The sequence below is a fragment of the Pseudomonas meliae genome, assembly GCF_001400515.1.
Taxonomy (GTDB): domain Bacteria; phylum Pseudomonadota; class Gammaproteobacteria; order Pseudomonadales; family Pseudomonadaceae; genus Aquipseudomonas; species Aquipseudomonas amygdali.
Map to the genome: position 1 here is coordinate 1 of NZ_LJQT01000171.1, position 1,419 is coordinate 1,419.

At 54.3% G+C, this 1,419-nt stretch carries 1 protein-coding gene and 1 tRNA gene; both read left to right on the plus strand.

What is annotated here, in order from left to right:
- Nucleotides 1-44: 44 nt before the first annotated feature.
- Nucleotides 45-1,166, plus strand: a complete 1,122-nt coding sequence (locus ALO64_RS07770; RefSeq protein WP_044345813.1) for a J domain-containing protein — start codon at nt 45-47, stop codon at nt 1,164-1,166.
- Between the two features lie 117 nt (nt 1,167-1,283).
- Nucleotides 1,284-1,360 (plus strand) — tRNA-Met (locus ALO64_RS07775).
- The last annotated feature ends 59 nt before the right edge of the window (nt 1,361-1,419 follow it).

Sequence of the window (1,419 nt, forward strand, 5' to 3'; positions counted from 1 at the left end):
TGTCTACACCCTCTTAGCGGTCCCCTCGTCAAGGAGGTCTTGCCATGACCACACCGCCCGCCTCACCGCGTATCGTCGCGCAACCGTCCAGGCCTCAACTGAGCGCCGGTCAGAAGAAATTCAACACGTTGATGGAAAAGCTCGAAGCCAGGCGCAAACTTTTGCAGCAGTGGCTCGTTATTTCAACAACCTGCGAAAAGCTCTGGGTCGAAGAGCTGGTCCCGATGATCAGCGAGCAGGCCGAGAACGAGATTAACAAGCTGCGCCTGCTCGACGTGGCCTTTGATCAGTTCCGCCTGAGCAAAAAAGACAGAGCCACGTTACTGGAGATCATCTGTGTCATGACCATGTCGCTCATGGGCGGCGAACACGATGAAGAACTGAAGCAGCTCTACTTCAAATACACCGGCAACGATTACGACGAGGATGAGCGCCTGCAAAACCAGTTTTTCAAATCCTCACTGGAAGAAGAGCTGGGCGTGGAACTGGGAGACGATGTCGACCTGAACTCCATAGATGATGTGACCCAGCACATTGAAGAGAAACTGCGCGAGCAGGCCGAACAGGCGCAAAGCACCCAAAAGCCGAAGAAGCCCACTGCCAGCGAAATTCGCCGTGAACAGGAAGAGGCAGAAGGCAGCCAGTCATTGCGCGAAATCTACCGCAAACTGGCCAGCGCACTGCACCCGGACCGCGAGCAGGATGCCGATGAGCGCGAGCGGAAAACGGCGCTCATGCAACGGGTCAACGAAGCGTACGAAAATGACAACCTGCTGGCGCTGCTGCAGATGCAAATGGAGATCGAGCAGATCGACCAGACGCATATCGATAACATCACCGACAAACGCCTGAAGCACTTCAACCGTATCCTGAGCGAACAACTCAGAGAGCTGGAAGACGAAATCCACGACCGCAAAATGCTGATCCGGGAACAATTCCTGATGGACCCCTATGAGGACATCAGGTCCAAGACGGTCAATGCAAAATGTGCGAAGCAGCTCAAGGCCATACGTGAACACCTCGACGACGCACAGGATGAACTGGACGCACTGACTGACCCGAAAAGCCTTAAAGCCTGGCTCAGGGATCAGCGCGACATGGCAGAGATGCTGGAGCGGGTAGAAGAATTCGATGATCTGGAGCTGCTGGACACCCTGCTCCGGTAAAAGCCCGAAAAACGTGCCTTGCGCGAGGGCAGCCAGCTAACCGGTTGATCGCACGCAATTATTTTTCACAACAACGCTTGACACATATGCGTTCTCCGAGAATAATGCGCGCCACTTGGCTACATAGCTCAGTTGGTTAGAGCATAGCATTCATAATGCTGGGGTCCGGGGTTCAAGTCCCTGTGTAGCCACCAAGTACCGAATGACAGATTTCAGCTGAAGCCTGTCATTCAACAAGAAGCCCGCCTCGTGC